We start from the raw sequence: 17,145 nt of genomic DNA, 5'->3' as shown, positions 1-17,145 counted from the left end.
ATTATTCACTGCCAGCCAAGGTAGATAATTTTTGCAGCAATTCCTGCATCGCCTTTCCGCGATGGCTGATGCGATTTTTTTCTGCTTTATCCAATTCCGCTGATGCACAATTATGGCTGGGTACAAAAAATAAAGGATCATAACCAAAACCACCTTCGCCACGCGGCTCGGTGAGAATCACACCCTCCCAAACACCGTGACATAAAATCGGTGTCGGATCTTCTGCATGATGCATAAACGCAAGGACGGCATGATAACGGGCGGTACGTTTTTCAGTGGGTGTACCACTTAATTCTTGTAATAATTTTGCATTGTTATCCGCATCTTTTGCGCCTTCACCGGCATAGCGCGCGGAATAAATTCCGGGGCGACCATTAAGTGCATCGACTTCAATACCGGAATCATCGGCAATTGCGGGCAAGCCGGTTTTGGCGCAAGCATAGCGCGCCTTGATAATGGCATTTTCAACAAAAGTCAAACCAGTCTCTTCGGCGTTTTCGCTAAAAAAATCCGATTGTGGTACTACCTCAAAACCGCAGCCAGTTAATAGCTGCTGAAATTCGCGCAACTTACCAACGTTGCCACTGGCCAATACTATTTTTTTCATAATTAAGCCCTTGTGCCTCTATTAATAATCCGCTGAAAGAAAAGGCGCCCGTTCGGCGCCTTTGTCGCAGAATATTTGTACAAGATTATTCGGTATAAAGGGTACGGTTAAAGGTAAAGTTTATCGGCTTGCTGCTGACATCGGTGTTGACCTGAATATCAAAATGCAGCACTTCTTCATTGTTGAACACAAAAGGAGCGAGATAGTAAGTTGCATCGCCTTCTTTGATTTCAATAAATGTCAGTGTTTGTTTCTGTTGCATCAGGTTTTTGCTGCTGCCAGTTACGACTGCGGGCAATCCCAAACTGGTGCTGCCATTTTCGGTTTTGGTCAGGCTGATATTCACCAGCGCGCGATCTTTGCCGCGCACTAACTTATAAGCTTCTGCCACTTTTGCCGGAATATCGGTACTGTTAAATACATTGTAATGCACTGTGTAGGCGCCGAACTTTTCGGTGGTGCGGATTTCTTTGGGTTGATCAACTTGTGCCTGAACAGTCGCAGCGAAAAAAACCAAAAATACACTTTGCAGTAACTTTTTCATAACAACACTCCAGTGGTTGATACATTTTTAGTCAATCACGAGCTATCTACTTAAATGATAAATCGCCGTTTCACCAAACAGGTTTGGCATAAAATCTTTTAACGTCTGACCGGATTGTTCATTCACTACCTGACGATGGATTACCTTGATATTGCGCTCGCGGCAGAGAACTTCAAAATCATCAAATGTACAAAAGTGAATGTTGGGTGTGTCGTACCACTCGTAAGGCAATAAATCTGATACCGGCATACGGCCGCGCGTGGCCAGATAAAAACGCGCCTTCCAATGTCCGAAGTTCGGAAAGGTCACTATACACTCTTTACCCACACGCAACATTTCATCCAATACCAAATGGGGGAAATGCAATGTTTGTAGCGCTTGCGTCATTAATACGGTATCAAAACTTTTATCGGCGAAGTTGCCGAGGCCGCGATCGAGGTTTTGCTCGATCACATTCAAGCCTTTGTCGATGCAGGTATTGATTTGCGCCGCATCGATTTCCAAGCCGTAACCTTGTACTTGTTTGGTATCGATCAAAAATTTTAATAGCGTGCCATCGCCACAACCCAGGTCGAGAATGCGGCTGCCCTGTTGGATCCAGTGCTGGATTTCGTTGAGATCTATACGCATCAGATTTTCACTCCGGCAAGGTAGCGACCGAAAACTTGCTCGTAGCGTTCATCGGGTAATAGGAAGGCGTCGTGGCCGTGTTTGGATTCTATTTCCGCGTAGGTCACCGGGCGATTGGCACCAACTAATGCGTTCACAATTTCGTGCGAGCGCTCGGGCGCAAACCGCCAGTCGGTGCTAAATGAAATCACCAAAAATTTTGCCTTGGTTTGTTTAAAGGCGCTGACGGGATCGTCATTAAATTCGCGCGCGAGATCAAAATAATCCAGCGCTTTGGTGATGCGGATGTAGGAGTTAGCATCGAAGCTATTGGCAAAACTGTCACCCTGGTAGCGCAGGTAACTTTCGATCTGGAATTCCACCGGTTCATCATTGCCGAGCTCAAAACTGCCGCTGCGCAGATCGCGGCCAAATTTTTCACCCATCGCGTAATCGGAAAGGTAAGTGATGTGGCCGATCATGCGCGCCACTGCCAAACCATTTTTTGGCAAGGTGTTGTGCTCGATGTAATCGCCATCAAAAAAATTCGGGTCGCTGATAATCGCTTTGCGTGCGGCCTCATTAAACGCAATATTTTGTGCGGAGAGTTTTAACGCAGAGGCGATAACTACGGCGTGGCGAACGCGCTCTGGAAAATCCAGTGCCCAGCGCATGACCTGCATACCGCCGAGGCTGCCGCCGATGATCGCTGCCCAGACATCAATGCCGAGTACATCGGCCAAGCGCGCCTGACTGGCGACCCAATCGCGCACGCGCACCATCGGAAAATCCGCACCCCAGGCTTTGCCCGTTGCGGGGTTGATCGAACGCGGCCCCGTCGAACCATGGCAACCACCGAGGTTATTGAGCGCGACGACAAAAAATTTGTTGGTATCAATGGGTTTGCCCGGACCGATATAGGCATCCCACCAGCCGGGGCGTTTGTCGTCCATGCTGTGGTAACCGGCAGCGTGATGATGGCCGGAGAGCGCATGGCAGATGAGCACCGCATTAGACTTGGCAGCATTCAATTGGCCGTAGGTTTCATAGACCAATTCATACTCATCGAGCGTCCTGCCGCAGGCCAGCAATAGCGGCGCGGTGAAGCGATGGGTTTGGGGAGTGACAAGACCCACCGAAGCAGCGGGTATTTGGTTTGGCATGATGATCTCTTTAGCGCGCTAAAAGAGTAACACCCGCGTAGAGCGCGAGCTTACCCAATCGACTTTAAACGATGCGACAGTCTAAAGAGACCCATTCAGTGCTGCAAGTTATACACTGATAAACTGCTGACGAGGTTATTGGCTGCCTCGCAGTGATTGTCTGCCCTGCTTGATCGATACCACTTGCGCTCCCGCTGTTACCGACTCCTTCTGCTCTACATCCGCCATCAATTCCGGCTCTAGTGGCGTCGTCAGCAATTCTTTATAGAGCGGCTCGATATTCCCCAGCGCGGTCTGCAATTGGTAAATATTGGTCTGCAACACTTCCAATTGTTCACTGTGGCTGTTGCGCTGGGTTTGCAATTGCGTGAGGCGCAGCATGTGGTGTTCCAGCAATTGTTTTTGGTATTGGTTGTGATGGAACAGCGGCGCCAATGCCTCTTGCATCCAGTGATGGATGTGCTGGTTTAAATCGACATAAACCGCGCGCACCTCCTGCACCAAGGTGTTGATAAAGCGGCTGATCAGCGCGCCTTTGTGTGTGAATACCGTACTGAGCGATTTGCGGAAATCGTCGGCGCGGGTATGCAACTGGCGCAATTGGCGGCGCTGCTTCTGGATTTTCAACAGGTGACGCATGATCAAATCATCGCCCGATACAGTCTGCTCAGGCCGCTCGTAAATCGAGGTGAGCACGCGGTTGCAGCGCTCGATTTCACGTTCAAGATGGCGCAGGTTGCTGTCTACATCATCAAAAAATTTGCCGATCGCGCGCGCCAATCCCACTGTAGTCCAACTCTGCGCCAGATTCGCATGGGCTTCCGCGATTTGCTGCTCCAGCAGGCCGCTGCTGATCGGCCCCAGCAGCGATAATTTTTGCGACTCCAACAAGCGCTGACTGGTGCGCAATGACAGCGCCTGCTTGTGGTATTCGTGATGGGTGCGGCGAATAGTATCGCGCAGCTCAGTCAATTTTTCGCCCGCCGCTTCCGGTGCAACTGTGCGCAATTCTTCCAATTCTTTTTCACAGTCTGTGAGGCGGCGCTGCAAACTGTTGCGCGCGTTGATCACCATCGCATAGCTGTCGCCAATTAACCGATGGCCAATAATCTGCTGCTGGTTGCGCATCACGCATTCGGCCAAAATGCGCTCCAATTGAGGAAAATTACTGCGCGCCAATTGCGCCTGGTTGCGCCCGACTTTGCCGAGTAAACCCTGTTTGGCGGACAGTGCCACCACATGCTCGGGCGACAAATTCAATTGTCGTGCGGTGAGCTGGCGCAATTGGTTGACGTTGGCCTCAATCTCTTGTGCCGGGGTGAGGTCATCCCAGAGGCTGTCGATTTTGTTAAGCAAGGCGATTACAGCGGTGCAGTTGTTATCGCGCAATACCTGGATATGTTCGCGCCAGATCTCCATATCGCTCGCAGTGACACCCGCATCGGCGCCGAGCAAAAACAAAATCGCCTGGGCATCGGGCAGGGTTTTTAACGTGAGTTCAGGCTCGTTGCCCAGCGCGTTCAAGCCGGGCGTATCAACGATGCGCAAGCCCTGGCGTAGCAGCGGATGATCCAGACTGATCAGCGCATGGCGCCAGGCGGGCACAGTAACCATGCCGTTCTCGTCGCGCTCGCCCAACTCATCCTGTGCAAAACCCAATTTAAGCGCATCGGCCACACTGACTTGTTTACTGGCCGAAACTTGATTGATCGCGGCGCGGGTCTGCTCGTGATCTTGCGCATCAAAATGAATCGCCACCCAATTTTGCGGGATGCGTTTGAAGCTTTGCAGGCTGGTATTGGTGCGGCGAGTTTCGATCGGCAGGAGGCGCACACAATTGGTGGGTTGGTGGGCGTCCCAAAAGATTTCGGTAGGGCACATAGTCGTGCGCCCCGGTTGCGATGGCAGCAAACGGCGGCCACCGCCGGTGTATAAAAGAGCGTTAATTAATTCGGTTTTACCGCGCGAGAACTCGCCTACACAGGCGATGGTAAAACTTTCGCCGCGCAATAACTGGCGTGCCCGCTGCAAGGTCTTGCCCATATTCGCACCGGACATATCGTGCTGCTGGCTCCACTGCTCAAAACGCTGTAAACGTTCATCCAGCTGGCGTTTCCAGCGGTTGTAATGCGTCATTTGGCGGTGCAGGGATCTTATGTCCATAGCAATACTCTCAAAATAGCGAATCTGGCGTTATTTGCATTATTTAATAACTGACCGCGATAACCAGCCGATGGCTAATTAATTATTGTTGTTCGGTCATTAAAGCGGAAAAGCACGCCAGTGGCTAGATCTTGAGCAGTGAGTGGTCACTTCAACGGGCTAAAAGGCAGGGGATTGCTACTTTGTGAAACATTTGACGCCAACCGATACCAAACCGGAATGCCAACTTGCTCGCCGGGTGGTATCTACTCTGGTAAAAGAAATGGGGCGATTGTTAGAAAGAGGCTTGTAGTCGGATACGCAGGCTGCGCGGTTCAACCGGATGGAAGTGCAAATCTTCAACGCCTTCATCTGCCTCGGAGGGGAGCCGGGACGGATAAAAGTAATCGATATCGTGATCGGCACTATCGAATAGGTTGAGGATGTCGAGCCCCACCGACCATTGCGCCCAGCGATAACCCAAGCCGAGATTCACCAGGCTAGTCGCCCCCGCCTCCTGCTGCGCGAAACTATCCAGCACCCGCGCGGCAAAATGCCGGTAGCGCAAAGCGCCGTGGAAACCGGTTTGCGCTGGTGCGTAACTAATCCCCGCACTTGCGACAAACGGTAGGGAGCCATCCACATATTTGCCTTCGTCCAACTGATTATCGGTAAAGCGCGAACGCGTCCAGGCTAATTCCGAATCAATGCTCCAGCCCTCTGCAAACCAGAAATAACTGGCGATTTCAATTCCTGAACGTTCCGATGCGCGGCTGGCCTCAGTATTGCCCGCATCGCCCACAAATAATAATTCTGAATCCAGTGCCAGGTACCACAGCGATGTGGAAATGCTGTAGCGATTGTTATCGAATAATTTTGCCCCTATTTCCGCACCTTGCGAGCGCGATAATAAATCTACCGGCTCAATCAACTCGCCCGATACCGGATCCACGACAATGGTTGCACCGCGCGCATCATTCGAATGAAAACCCTGGCCGAGATTAAAGTAGGTTTCGATTTTATCGTTGACACTGTAACTCACGCCCGCTTTTACATTGGTGATGCCATCAGATGCATCACCAGAATTTTCGGCGCGGTCGCTGCTTACATCCACTTGCAAATAATCATGGCGCAAGCCCAGATGCATGCGCATCTTTTCAGTTAACTGAATGTCGCTCTGGGCAAAAAGCGCCAGTGAGGTTTCATCAATCGCATCAACACGGGTAGTTGACAACCGATTGCGCGAGCGGGTTTTGAATAAACCTACTTCATCAATGGCATCGTGCCGAATTTGAACGCCGAGTTTCTGTGTTGCCGATTTTCCAGCAACATCTATTTGCCAATTGCGTACGACTTCTCCTCCGAGCAATTGCCGGTCATCCACTTGTTCAAATTCATCGCCATTGATCGGGTCATCCAAAAAATAGGTGAAGTTGGAAAATAAATTTAGCTCTGAATCGACAACATAGACGCTCATTGACCAAATCGGATTCACCCATTGCGTTGACAGACTGTAGCGATTGGAACCGCCGCCTACATCAGTATCAAGTGAACCTAAAGGATCGATAATATTTTGCCCGACAGCGCGCTGGGGAATTTGATCCGCCGCATTCCAGCGATTGCGGTAGCCCATCGCCGTCAACGAAAATTCACCGCCACCAATTTGCGATGTATAACGCACTAGCAGATTGGTTTTGTGTACGTCTTCATCAATATCTGTCCAGGGGCCTGCGTAGCGCTGCGCTTCTACGCCAAATAATAATCGCCCTGAATCCAGTTCAAGTTGCGTCGCGGTGTATAAACGCCGATAGTCGAAATCACCTGCAGTAAAATTGACTTCGCCAGTAGCGAGAGTATTTTTTAGCGAAAACTGTGCGGCACCAGCGCCGGAAAAATCGCCCACTTCAGCGTAGTAAGGACCTTTGCGATACTGAATATCCTGAATCAATTCAGGAATAATAAAATTTAAATCCGTATAGCCTTGCCCATGTCCATGGCTGCGCATATTAATTGGCATGGCGTCAACTGAAGTGGCAAAGTCGGTGCCGTGATCCAGATTAAAACCGCGTAAAAAATATTGATTGGCTTTGCCTGAACCACTGTGTTGGGTAACCACCATGCCGGGTACAAATTCCAGAATTTCACCGGTGCGCGATACCGGCCGCGCGGCAATTTCGGCGCTGCCGACCACGCCTTCTGCGGCGGCAATACTGGTACCCAATAAATCAGTGCGGTAGCCATAAACAACCACATTTTCTACCAACAACATTTCAGTGTTGTTCTGGGCTGCATTTGCCGAACCATTCACTACCAAAGGCGTAACACTTAAAGCAAAATAATAACCGGCCAAACTATTGTTAATACGCATCATAATGTCCTTAACCAATCCAACGATCAACTACCCATTGCAACGCCACTAATGCAATCACTATCGATGTACCCGTAAGGGCATAACGCGCGTACCAGATTTGGTTGCGCACAAAAATAAATAGCGGTAATAACAGCAACACAATTGCCATTTGCCCTATCTCCACACCGAGATTAAATGCCAACACCGTGAGCAGTTGTTGATCTGCCGGTAACCCCAATTCACCCAATACTCCTGCGAAGCCCATGCCGTGCAGCAAACCGAATCCAAAGGTGAGCCAACCCAAGCGCGTAACCAGTGGATAAATATTGTTGAGCGCAACCAGAACTACCGACATGGCAATGCCCACTTCTACCCATTGGCTGGAGAACTGAATTAAACCTAACGCGGTCGCGCTAAGCGTGATGGAATGGGCGAGCGTAAATGCCGTGACTATCCAGGTGGTATTGATCAGGATGCGTTTTATACTGGCTTGTGCAAACCATTGGTTGCCGCGCCGAACCAGCACGCAGGTCAGCATGAGCGATAGCAAAAATAAAATATGGTCGATACCAATCCAGATATGCACCATGCCCTGATAAATAAATTCGCCCAGTGTTTTCCAGACATTACCGCTAGCGGCATCCCAATCAATATTGCGCTGGGTGTCGCTGAGTAAGCGGCTGCTGGTGGCAGAATCGCTGCGTAGATTCAGCAATAATTTATGTTCAGCATCTTCTTTAAAAAAAGCGCTGTAATTAACACGAATAGTACCGGTCAAAGCGCATTGGGCACGCAGCGGTATCAACAGATAGGATTCACTAAAATGGGAATCGATTTTCCACTCATCACTTAATAACAATGTGCAGGTGCTATCAGCGCGGTGAATCGATAGCTGATTGGCAAGATATTGATGCACGCTGTCGGCGCGCGCTTGTAACTCTTTCCAGCGCAATTTTCCATCGCCATCGCTATCCACACCTATGGCCTGCTCAAGATCATAAAGCCGTACTTGCCATTCCCCAGTTATTAAACCCTGATCGTTGATTTGCAGATTGGCGTAAGCCGTACTGAGTTGGTGCGCAGATAAGAACGCAGAAAAAATAATTAGTTGGATAAAAATGATCAACTTGAGTATACGCATCTTTATGCTCCCGCCTTTTCAGTGACGGCAGCTACACCCGCAGCTTGCTGGGCACGTATAAGTAAATGTTTATCGCTCGCTTCGCGCGCTTGCTGCCAATTGCGTTCGGCCCAGTGCAAGGCTTTATTCGCGTCAGGCGCAATATCCAAATAATAAATGGCCAAATCGGCAGCATGCGCTTGATCATCCCGCTGTTCACGTAGTGCGATACGCTCACGCACTTGTGTTTGCCAGTAAGTGGTAGGTGCGATTTTTTTCTCAGCAATCGCAAGGCGCACCAGTAGCGAATCATCCGCTTGCGAACTGGTGCTGACCAAGGGTGTTAATGCATCAATGACAATTTGATTATTTTGCAGAGCGAGATTCGTATCGGCCCATTGCACCCACACACTAAGTGAATTTTTGGATTTGATTTGGTTTAAAAAATCGAGCGCTGCTTGTGGTTGTTGTAGACGCACCGCCATATCAGCGAGTATCTGTAGTATCCAGATTTGACGCTCATCGTCAGGCAAACCTTGCGTACCGACTATCTGCTGCAACTGTGTGTAACTTTCACTCAATTCTTTATCGCCGAGAGTGCTGCGCGCTTCCAGCGAGCACGCGCTGAGCGTCAATAAATCGGTGTGACCTAATAGGCGCATGCAGGCTGCTTGTGCAGAGACTGCATTGCCTTGAATTAAATGCAACCGAGCGTTAAGCAAATTGGCAGTGTTATTGTCAGGCTGTTGTAGAAGAATTTTTTGCAGGACTTCTTGCGCAAGCGTAAATCGATGTTGATGTTGTTGCACCTGTGCCCAAGCAAGCAACATCGATAAGTCATTGGTATTGTTTTCAATCAGCGGTTTCAACAATGCTTCTGCTACGCCATATAGGCGCGATTGACCGGGTTGTGCCGCCTGCTCTAAATACTCGTTTGCCAGTTGCACAACACGATTTGAATCTTCAGGTTGCAAGCGCTGCTGAATTTGCAATACCCGCAAAGTCTCAGAGGGAGTTGTATTCCACTGCGCAATAATCTGATCAGGCTCGGTGGGAGTGTAAGCTTCGGCGTATGCGTATCTGCCAAGGATAATTCCGCCGCAGCTAATACCCCACAGAAATACTATCGGTAAAAATCTGTTCATTGTTATTACCCGCTGCAAATTCAGCTATTCAATAAATTTCACGTTTAACGCTAAAGTCGATTTTTATAGATGTTTGATATTTGAAAAAACCCGCCATCCATTGCGGGCATTAATCGACAATTTTTCTCTTTTATTGCGCTAGCAAATCATCAAAGGCCGCTTCGTCGGTGACATCCTGAGTAACCGCACGGGTGTTGAGCGATAGCGGTGTATCACTTTCCATTTGGTTGTAGGCCTTGCGTGTGTACTCACCCATATTGACTGCGAGCAGATCGATAGTGATGTTGACCATCGCAGTCATGGATGTGCTTTTGCCATCAGAAACGCTAAAGGTAAATTGATCCATTCCTGTCATATCAGCATTAGGTAGATAGGTAAATGAACCGTCACTTTGCAATGCCAGCGTGCCCTGTGCCGGTTGCGATGACACTGCAAAACTCAGGGCATCTTTATCCATATCGCTGCCCATTAATTTGCCGGTCACGGGTGTATCCGACTGGGTGCTGATACTGGTACTCATTGCTGTGGGTGGCGTATTAACTTTGGGTGGCTTTTTTTTATCATCGCCACCGCACGCACTGAGTAACACCGCGATGCTGACTGGAAGTGCAAGAAATAAAAATTTCATTTCCATCTCCTTAATTTGAGCCGGCCAATGGATCGGCCAAATAGGGGAACATGTTTTTCATCATGCTGGCGTTGAGTGGTGCACCATCGGTAAAGGGAACATTACCCACGTTGGCATCGGCGGGTTTACACAAACCCAAATCGGTATCCACACCACCAACAGGAATTGGATAACACAAACGGCCCATCACCACGCGCAAGGCGATATCCACCACGTCATCACCGGGGCGACGGCCATTCGGGAAACCGGCGAGATCATTTCCGGCAACACCGAATGCGGACTGTTGCATTTGTGCTGTTGCGGCAATGCCGGTGTTCAAGCGCAGCATTTCCGAAGGTGTAACGGTTTTTAATTGGTTAACGCCGGGGAAGCCGGTTAAGAAAGCAGTCACCAAATCCATGCGCGGGAAATTGGTTGGTGCCAGAGTGGGAAGATTTGCACCGAGCGTTGTGTTCACTGCATCTTTAAATAAAATATTTAATAATTCCGGCAGCGATGGATGGGTTACGTAATCGGCAAACTGGCCGTCATTTTTTGGTTCGGCGACGGAGAAGCGATCTTTGTCTTTTAATCCGATCACTAATTCATTCACCAGTGGATTACCCAAGCGCGACACTTGTGTAAGTGCACCACCATTCACTTCAGTTTTATTAAATGATGCCTGCGGATTTAAAATACGCGCCTGCGGCAAACTCGCGGTAGTCCAGGTACCGATTACGCCATTGCCGCTGCCCACCAAACAACTTTTGGGAATTTCGAGCGAAATTGCGGTGACATTTTTATCGAGCAGATCGTCATTCATCGATGACTGGGTGATGCCGCCGGGGAAGCCGCCGCCGTCACCAGCACCCGGTGCACTATCACCTTCGACTGGAACATAATTTACCAGGTCAAATGTTTTACCGAGGTTAACGACGAAGGGATCTTTACGCTGGCCGACAAACACTTTGCCGTTGGTGCTACAGCCGGGAATCGCAATTTCGTAAATAAAACTATTGGCGTAAGTTGCGTAAACCGCCGGTGAGGTAAAAGTTTTATTGCCGATATAATCGAGCGGTTTTTTAAACGTTGTACCCATGCCCGATGCCATTGCTACATCGGTGCGTGTACCGGTTTTACGATCGCCGCTGCGCAGTTTAATGCTGTAACTTTCACTGAAATTGACAGCGGACATATCAGTCGCAGTAACACCACCCACATTTTTTAACGGCACAGCAACTGAACGACTGTTGCCTTCCGGCCCAACGGTGAGCTTCACGCCTTCGCCACCGGCGAGCGCCTGGCTAAAGCGAAACTCAAAGGTGAGATCTTCTACTGCGTCGCCGGTGTTATCCACATGGATGCTGTAAACCGCGTGTGGGTCCATCGCAAAATAGTTGGGCCCACCGTAAGCATCTTGCAGCGGAATATAGTTGGCGATCAAAGTTACAAAATCAGCGCGACCGGATTCGTAACTGTTAAACGCATAAAAATCTGTGGAATCTAATGCAGGCGAACGGGTGATATTCGGTGCTTCGCGGTGGCTGGATGCAAAACTGCCAGTGGCGAGCAAGCTCGCACAGAGGGTGCCGATAACGGCCGATAAGTAATTATGTTTCATCGTTGACTCCTTGGGTTTATGTGACTAACACAACACCAAACGGCTCAACCTGGGTTTTGGATTCAACTTTTTATGATTATTTTGCAATTACGTGAAAATAGTTTTTTACAGGCATAAAAAACCCCGCACAGGGCGGGGCTCAACAATCGCTCAAACTCAAATTATCTAATTACATCGCCACCAATTCCGCCGTGTACAACACGGTTGTCGGTTGGCCAGTGGGCGATCCGCCCAGCGGTTCCAGACTCACCGCGAGGGCCGCCACTTGCACCTGATCAAACAACACAGAGCGTGGCAAACTCAGCTTGCCTTGTTTGGGTAACAGACCCAGCGAGATCGGTGGGCGACCATCGGCGGCAACCATCCACAATTCGTAGTCCTGATTATCCAGTGCTTTGAATTTGTCGGTGGCGGTAACCAGCAGTTGATCTTCGCGCAATTCGATCAGCCAAAGCGCCTGGGCTTTTTCGCTTTGTACCACGGCAATTTGACCGGGCAACAAGGGTTCGACCGGTTGCAGATTGACGAGCAGTACTGCCATCAGGATCGCGGCGGCAGCTGACAATCCGGCGAGCCATTGCAGAGCGCGCGGTTTGCGCTGCGGCAAGCTCACCACGTTGGATGATGTAACGGGTGGCACTGTAGTGAAACCTAACCGGGCTTGGATTCGCTCCCAGACTTCCGGCGCTGGCTGAACATCTGGCAGCGCTGTGCCTAACTCGTTCAGGCGGCTTTCCCAGCGCCAGAGGGTATGACGCATACTGTTGTGCTGCATCAACAGCCGCTGGAAACGGATCCGTGCGGGGCCATGCAAACTGCCCAATACGTATTCGGAAGACAGTGCGTTTTGGCGCTCTTCGGTTAAATAATTCATGATTCAAGACACCTCTTTAAACGTTCCAGACCACGGCGAATCCAGGTTTTGATGGTACCCAGGGGAGTTTCCATCTGATCGCACACTTCCATGTGGGTGAGGCCGCGAAAATAGGCCATTTCTATTGCCTGGCGCTGTCCCTCATCAAGCCGGTCCATACAGCGGTCGATGCGCACGCGGTCGCGCTGTTCATACAATTCCTGTTCCGGGGACTGCTCATCGAGCGCCTCTTCCAAACCCTCGTCGCCCGTTTCTCGGCGGCTCTTGGTTGCACGCAGCATATCGAGTGCCCGATAGCGGACGATACTTATCATCCAGGTAAGCACAGTGCCCTTCTCATGTTGGTAATCACCAGCGTTGTGCCAGATACGCACAAACGCTTCTTGCACGGCCTCTTCCGCCAAATCGCGGCGCCGCAACATTTGCAGGCTGATCGCGTAGAGCTTGCCCGCCGTCTGGCGATACAAATCGGCAAATGCCAACCGGTCGCCCTGCGCGGTGGCGCTGAGCAGATGGAGAAAATCGTGATTCGGATCCATAGGAATTCTCGTTGTTATGGTTGCTTTTGCAGCCCCTGCGCTCCGACAGAATTGGGCCGATTCGAGTGCTGTACGGGCGATGACGGGTTTTGGATTCAGATTTCAGATAAAACTTTACTGGTTGCCAAATTAGCCAACCGGTAAGAGGAGATTAGTCTAGAAAAAGACTCGGATAGACATTAATGGGAGAAAGTTGACTCGTAGGTTCGTAACAGCTCAACCACTTCCACTTTGTAGGATTTATACCAGCGCGACTTTCCCTGTTGCTGCGCCCGCAGGTGGTCGGAATTTTGTTTCCAAAGCTTGATATGGTCGAGGCTCGGCCAATAGGAAATCGCTATTTCACGACTCCCTTCGGTAGTCGCGACAAAATTGACGCAGCCGTAATGTGTCATCGCCAACTCGCGCATCTGTTTGGCAGTTGCAAAATACTCGTCGTCGAGCTGGGCGATTTCAGCGTGGAAAATTACGGCGTACATGGGCACTCCGGTATTACCAATAACCCAGTACCAATTGCGGGTATACGCCGACAAGATTGGCGAGACGCGCAATTAACATATCCACAATTTTTAACCCCAATAAAATAATAATCGGCGATATATCCAGCACCCCGCCCAGTGGCGGAATCACTTTACGGATGGGCGCCGCAAGTGGATCGATAATTTGATTGGCGAGGGTGAGCAGTGGGTGATGGCTCATAGGCGCGACAAAACTGCCAATAATGCTGATGATCATGCACCAGAAAAATATGCTGGAAATAATAGTGAGCGCGCCGATGATGCCCCACAGGATCAGCGGCAGCGGATTCAGGATCAGCCCCGGAGCGCCCATAATGGTGGACAAAATTGCCGTAGCCAACAATTGCACCAGGATAATTAACACCACAGAGGCCGTATCAATCCCCAACACACTGGGAATAAATTTGCGCAGCGGTTTTAACAGCGGCATGGTGATTTTGACAATCGCTTGCGAAACGGGATTATAAAAATCGGCGCGCACCAATTGCAGTAAAAAACGCAAAATCACAATCACCAGAAACAGCGACATCAAGCTATAAACAATCAGATGCAAAATATTGGCGAACATGAAAATCTCCGGTGATAGTTTTCAATAAAAAGTTGAGCGCAAAAAAAGATTACTTGCCTAACAGCTCGGACAATTCCACGGCGCGGCTGGAACAAGCGGTCATGGCTTTTAATACGCTTGCACGCAAATTGTCTTGTTCAAATGACAGAATGGCTTGCTCTGTGGTGCCTTTGGGTGAGGTAACGCGACGGCGCAATTCAGCCACATCAAACTCACTATCTTTGGCGAGCATGGCGGCGCCCAGTGCAGTTTGCAAGGTCAACTCGGCGGCGCACTCACGAGTTAACCCCAATTCAACACCCGCATCGATCATCGCTTCCATCAATAAAAAGAAATAAGCAGGGCCGGAACCGGAAACAGCGGTGACTGGATTTAATAAAGCTTCATCATCCAACCACTGCACAATGCCCACTGCACCGAGAATCGAATTAGCGGCCGATTTTTGTTCGTCACTCACCAGTGCATTTGCATATAAACCACTGGCACCAGCGCGCAATTGTGATGGCGTATTAGGCATACAACGGACGATGGCCTGATCCTCACCCAACCAACTCGCGATACTCGCCGTGGTAATACCCGCCGCGACCGAAATAATCAGCGGTTTATGCGTCAGGGATCCGCGCAAACCGAGCGCAACTTCTTTCAGCATTTGCGGTTTCACCCCGAGCACAATCACATCGGCATGAGCGGCAGTTGCGGCATTGTCGGTACTGACCGCAATACCGAATTCATCCGCCACTTTATTGAGTGTTTCCTTGCGCGGGCCAGCGGCGCTGATCTGCGCACGGGTAAAACCTTCGGCCAACAGGCCACCGATAATCGCCTTGGCCATATTGCCTGCGCCGATAAATGCAATCCTGGATGTTTTCACAGTAAACCCTTAAGGTTAAAAAATTATTGTCCCGCACTCGCTTTAGGGCGAGCGCCAAAAATATCCGTACCAACACGCACAAAGGTCGCTCCTTCGGCGATCGCCGCTTCCATATCGCCCGACATGCCCATGGACAGGCAATCAAGCCCATAACCCTGCAGGTTTAACGATTCGAGTGCGCGGTGCAATTTAGCAAAAGCGGCGCGCTGCTGCGCGGGATTGTTGGTCGCGGCGGGTATTGCCATCAGCCCGCGCAAACGTAGGCGCGGCAATTGGCTGATCGCTGCGACTAAAACCGGTAATTCCGTAAGGCTGACACCTGACTTGGTGGTTTCATCGTCTATATTTACTTGCACACAGATATTCAGTGGCGGCAGCTCTGGCGGGCGCTGTTCACTCAAGCGCTGGGCGATTTTCAGGCGATCGACCGAGTGTACCCAGCTAAAGTGCGCCGCTATCGGGCGGGTTTTGTTGGATTGGATCGGGCCGATAAAGTGCCATTCAATATCTTTCAGATCGGCCAGTTGAACTTGTTTGTCGAGCGCTTCCTGCAGGTAGTTTTCACCAAAGGCGCGCTGCCCCCAGGCATAGGCATTGGCCAAGGCCTGTGCAGCTTGGGTTTTACTCACAGCGATCAACTGCACAGTTTGCGGATTTCGTCCGGCGGCTGTGGCGGCTTGGTGAATTCGTGCGGTGACTTTCGCGAGCTGGTCGTCTATCTTGTGCATATTCCGTTTTCTAATTAGCCACAAAGGTCTGCACTGCAGACAAATAACAAAAGGTTGCTCTGATGGATATCACCGAACTCCTGGCCTTCAGCGCCAAACAAGGCGCATCTGACTTGCATCTCTCGGCGGGTCTGCCACCGATGATCCGCGTGGATGGCGACGTACGCCGCATCAACCTGCCGCCCATGGAGCACAAGCAGGTGCATGGCTTGATCTACGACATTATGAATGACAAGCAGCGCAAGGACTATGAAGAATTCCTGGAAACCGACTTTTCATTTGAAGTGCCGGGTGTCGCGCGCTTTCGCGTTAACGCCTTTAACCAGAACCGCGGTGCCGGTGCCGTGTTCCGTACCATTCCCTCCAAGGTACTGACCATGGAAGAGTTGGGCATGGGCAATGTGTTCCGCGATATCTGCGCCGTACCGCGCGGCCTGGTGCTGGTGACCGGACCGACTGGTTCAGGAAAATCCACTACCCTGGCGGCCATGATCGACTACATCAATGACAACAAATACGAACACGTACTCACCATCGAAGACCCCATTGAATTCGTACACGAATCCAAAAAATGCCTGATCAACCAGCGCGAAGTCCACCGCGATACTCACGGTTTTAACGAAGCATTGCGCTCGGCGCTGCGTGAAGACCCTGACATTATTCTCGTCGGTGAGATGCGCGATCTAGAAACCATCCGCCTCGCACTGACCGCCGCAGAAACTGGCCACCTGGTATTCGGCACACTGCATACCACATCAGCGGCTAAAACCATCGACCGTATCGTGGACGTATTCCCGGCAAATGAAAAATCCATGGTGCGTTCAATGTTGTCGGAATCCTTACAAGCGGTAATTTCACAAACCTTGATGAAGAAAAACGGCGGCGGCCGCGTGGCGGCGCACGAAATTATGCGCGGTACTTCGGCGATCCGTAACCTGATCCGCGAAGACAAGGTCGCGCAAATGTATTCGGCAATCCAAACCGGTGCGTCGCTCGGCATGCAGACCATGGACCAGTGTCTGGCCGATCTGGTCTCGCGCCGTATCATCAGCCGCGAAGCGGCCAAGGGTAAGGCCAAGTTTCCGGAAAACTTTTAATAAAGTGTGCCGGAGCGTGTTTAATTTTCTTGTTATCCCACA

General features: G+C 50.4%; 17 protein-coding genes. 1 reads left to right on the top strand and 16 read right to left on the bottom strand.

Translation table 11 applies throughout. From position 1 onward, the window contains the following. Position 1 precedes the first annotated feature (1 nt). The 16 genes from B4E62_RS09415 to B4E62_RS09340 form a co-directional block, all read right to left on the bottom strand. On the bottom strand, positions 2–607 hold the full coding sequence (locus tag B4E62_RS09415; protein WP_331351872.1) for an XTP/dITP diphosphatase: 606 nt from the start codon (positions 605–607) through the stop codon (positions 2–4). Positions 608–692: 85 nt separating this feature from the next. Next, positions 693–1,151 (bottom strand): DUF4426 domain-containing protein, encoded by a 459-nt coding sequence (locus B4E62_RS09410; RefSeq protein WP_331351871.1) that lies wholly within the window; start codon positions 1,149–1,151, stop codon positions 693–695. 42 nt (positions 1,152–1,193) lie between these two features. Further along, complete coding sequence (gene metW, locus B4E62_RS09405; RefSeq protein ID WP_310068857.1) at positions 1,194–1,781, bottom strand: methionine biosynthesis protein MetW; 588 nt, start codon at positions 1,779–1,781, stop codon at positions 1,194–1,196. Then, positions 1,781–2,923, bottom strand: coding sequence for a homoserine O-succinyltransferase MetX (gene metX, locus B4E62_RS09400; protein ID WP_331351870.1), 1,143 nt, complete (start codon positions 2,921–2,923; stop codon positions 1,781–1,783). Before metX ends, metW begins: the two co-directional genes overlap by 1 nt. 135 nt (positions 2,924–3,058) lie before the next feature. Further along, on the bottom strand, positions 3,059–5,086 hold the full coding sequence (locus B4E62_RS09395) for a dynamin-like GTPase family protein (RefSeq protein WP_331351869.1): 2,028 nt from the start codon (positions 5,084–5,086) through the stop codon (positions 3,059–3,061). Positions 5,087–5,360: 274 nt separating this feature from the next. After that, positions 5,361–7,436 carry a TonB-dependent receptor gene (locus B4E62_RS09390; RefSeq protein WP_331351868.1) on the bottom strand — a complete coding sequence of 692 codons (2,076 nt, stop codon included), beginning with the start codon at positions 7,434–7,436 and terminating at the stop codon, positions 5,361–5,363. A 7-nt stretch (positions 7,437–7,443) separates the two neighbouring features. Continuing rightward, positions 7,444–8,556, bottom strand: a complete 1,113-nt coding sequence (locus B4E62_RS09385) for a HupE/UreJ family protein (RefSeq protein ID WP_331351867.1) — start codon at positions 8,554–8,556, stop codon at positions 7,444–7,446. Positions 8,557–8,558: 2 nt separating this feature from the next. Beyond that, complete coding sequence (locus tag B4E62_RS09380; protein WP_331351866.1) at positions 8,559–9,680, bottom strand: hypothetical protein; 1,122 nt, start codon at positions 9,678–9,680, stop codon at positions 8,559–8,561. Between the two features lie 130 nt (positions 9,681–9,810). Continuing rightward, positions 9,811–10,308, bottom strand: coding sequence for an Ig-like domain-containing protein (locus B4E62_RS09375; protein ID WP_331351865.1), 498 nt, complete (start codon positions 10,306–10,308; stop codon positions 9,811–9,813). Between the two features lie 10 nt (positions 10,309–10,318). Next, positions 10,319–11,908 (bottom strand): DUF4331 domain-containing protein, encoded by a 1,590-nt coding sequence (locus B4E62_RS09370; protein ID WP_331351864.1) that lies wholly within the window; start codon positions 11,906–11,908, stop codon positions 10,319–10,321. A 169-nt stretch (positions 11,909–12,077) separates the two neighbouring features. Next, positions 12,078–12,782 (bottom strand): anti-sigma factor, encoded by a 705-nt coding sequence (locus B4E62_RS09365; RefSeq protein WP_310068943.1) that lies wholly within the window; start codon positions 12,780–12,782, stop codon positions 12,078–12,080. Next, positions 12,779–13,321, bottom strand: a complete 543-nt coding sequence (locus tag B4E62_RS09360; protein WP_310068948.1) for a sigma-70 family RNA polymerase sigma factor — start codon at positions 13,319–13,321, stop codon at positions 12,779–12,781. The genes B4E62_RS09365 and B4E62_RS09360 overlap by 4 nt, the downstream gene beginning before the upstream one ends. A gap of 179 nt (positions 13,322–13,500) precedes the next feature. Next, entirely contained in the window at positions 13,501–13,800 is a 300-nt protein-coding gene (locus B4E62_RS09355; protein WP_310068950.1) for an antibiotic biosynthesis monooxygenase, read from the bottom strand. 13 nt (positions 13,801–13,813) lie between these two features. Next, complete coding sequence (locus B4E62_RS09350; RefSeq protein WP_310068953.1) at positions 13,814–14,407, bottom strand: YggT family protein; 594 nt, start codon at positions 14,405–14,407, stop codon at positions 13,814–13,816. A 49-nt stretch (positions 14,408–14,456) separates the two neighbouring features. After that, positions 14,457–15,278 (bottom strand): pyrroline-5-carboxylate reductase, encoded by an 822-nt coding sequence (gene proC / locus B4E62_RS09345; protein ID WP_331351863.1) that lies wholly within the window; start codon positions 15,276–15,278, stop codon positions 14,457–14,459. Between the two features lie 23 nt (positions 15,279–15,301). Further along, on the bottom strand, positions 15,302–16,006 hold the full coding sequence (locus B4E62_RS09340; RefSeq protein ID WP_331351862.1) for a YggS family pyridoxal phosphate-dependent enzyme: 705 nt from the start codon (positions 16,004–16,006) through the stop codon (positions 15,302–15,304). 62 nt (positions 16,007–16,068) lie between these two features. On the opposite strand from B4E62_RS09340, the gene B4E62_RS09335 reads away from it, so the two are divergent. After that, positions 16,069–17,103 (top strand): type IV pilus twitching motility protein PilT, encoded by a 1,035-nt coding sequence (locus tag B4E62_RS09335; RefSeq protein WP_310068960.1) that lies wholly within the window; start codon positions 16,069–16,071, stop codon positions 17,101–17,103. The last annotated feature ends 42 nt before the right edge of the window (positions 17,104–17,145 follow it).

Source organism: Cellvibrio sp. UBA7671, from assembly GCA_002483145.1.
Classification (GTDB): domain Bacteria; phylum Pseudomonadota; class Gammaproteobacteria; order Pseudomonadales; family Cellvibrionaceae; genus Cellvibrio; species Cellvibrio fibrivorans.
The sequence above is the reverse complement of the archived record's forward strand: the minus strand, read 5'-3'. Positions and strand labels throughout refer to the sequence as shown.

Coding starts and splice junctions, on each gene's coding strand:
- B4E62_RS09355 (WP_310068950.1), bottom strand. CDS start 13,800: ATGTACGCCGTAATTTTCCACGCTGAAATCGCCCAGCTCGACGACGAG.
- B4E62_RS09390 (WP_331351868.1), bottom strand. CDS start 7,436: ATGATGCGTATTAACAATAGTTTGGCCGGTTATTATTTTGCTTTAAGT.
- B4E62_RS09335 (WP_310068960.1), top strand. CDS start 16,069: ATGGATATCACCGAACTCCTGGCCTTCAGCGCCAAACAAGGCGCATCT.
- metW (WP_310068857.1), bottom strand. CDS start 1,781: ATGCGTATAGATCTCAACGAAATCCAGCACTGGATCCAACAGGGCAGC.
- B4E62_RS09375 (WP_331351865.1), bottom strand. CDS start 10,308: ATGAAATTTTTATTTCTTGCACTTCCAGTCAGCATCGCGGTGTTACTC.
- B4E62_RS09350 (WP_310068953.1), bottom strand. CDS start 14,407: ATGTTCGCCAATATTTTGCATCTGATTGTTTATAGCTTGATGTCGCTG.
- B4E62_RS09395 (WP_331351869.1), bottom strand. CDS start 5,086: ATGGACATAAGATCCCTGCACCGCCAAATGACGCATTACAACCGCTGG.
- B4E62_RS09415 (WP_331351872.1), bottom strand. CDS start 607: ATGAAAAAAATAGTATTGGCCAGTGGCAACGTTGGTAAGTTGCGCGAA.
- B4E62_RS09340 (WP_331351862.1), bottom strand. CDS start 16,006: ATGCACAAGATAGACGACCAGCTCGCGAAAGTCACCGCACGAATTCAC.
- B4E62_RS09410 (WP_331351871.1), bottom strand. CDS start 1,151: ATGAAAAAGTTACTGCAAAGTGTATTTTTGGTTTTTTTCGCTGCGACT.
- B4E62_RS09370 (WP_331351864.1), bottom strand. CDS start 11,908: ATGAAACATAATTACTTATCGGCCGTTATCGGCACCCTCTGTGCGAGC.
- B4E62_RS09360 (WP_310068948.1), bottom strand. CDS start 13,321: ATGGATCCGAATCACGATTTTCTCCATCTGCTCAGCGCCACCGCGCAG.
- B4E62_RS09380 (WP_331351866.1), bottom strand. CDS start 9,680: ATGAACAGATTTTTACCGATAGTATTTCTGTGGGGTATTAGCTGCGGC.
- metX (WP_331351870.1), bottom strand. CDS start 2,923: ATGCCAAACCAAATACCCGCTGCTTCGGTGGGTCTTGTCACTCCCCAA.
- B4E62_RS09385 (WP_331351867.1), bottom strand. CDS start 8,556: ATGCGTATACTCAAGTTGATCATTTTTATCCAACTAATTATTTTTTCT.
- B4E62_RS09365 (WP_310068943.1), bottom strand. CDS start 12,782: ATGAATTATTTAACCGAAGAGCGCCAAAACGCACTGTCTTCCGAATAC.